The sequence below is a fragment of the Lactobacillus nasalidis genome (genome assembly GCF_016587775.1).
Taxonomy (GTDB): Bacteria; Bacillota; Bacilli; order Lactobacillales; family Lactobacillaceae; genus Lactobacillus; species Lactobacillus nasalidis.
The window spans coordinates 1-468 of the sequence record NZ_BOCG01000659.1 but is presented as its reverse complement, the minus strand read 5'-3'; the positions used below and the strand labels follow the sequence as shown (position 1 = coordinate 468).

Annotated in this window: 1 protein-coding gene; it reads left to right on the top strand. The window is 55.6% G+C overall.

All coding sequences use genetic code 11. The annotated features are described in order from the left end of the window. Nucleotides 1-468: PTS transporter subunit EIIC (locus lacNas_RS12550; RefSeq protein WP_201346916.1), on the top strand; the 468-nt coding region annotated here is incomplete at both ends.

The window sequence follows — 468 nt, the reverse complement described above, 5'->3', positions numbered from 1 at the left end:
CATTACCTGGTTTGGCGGCCAAGGGATGGTTGCCGCCATCATCATCGGCCTTTTGGTCGGCTGGAGCTACAGCGCCATGATGAAGAAGGGCTGGAAGATCAAGCTTCCTGAACAAGTTCCATCCAGCGTTTCCAAGCAGTTCTCAGCCATGATTCCAGCCGGCGTCGACTTGACTGCCTGCATGCTTCTGTTTGCGGCCTTCAAGACTTTCGGCAACACTGACATGCTGCAATGGATCTACCAAGTTCTGGAAATGCCAATGCAGGGTCTGTCTGACTCATGGGGCGGGGCCGTCGTCATCGGTCTGGCCGTGCCATTCTTCTGGTTCTTCGGCGTTCACGGCGGTTTGATCGTCGGCTCAGTTGCCGGTGCCTTCTTGATTCCAAACACCGCGGCCAACGCGGCTTTGTACCACGCCGGGAAATTGTCAGTTGCCCAAGGCGCTCACGTTATCACCAACGAATTCTA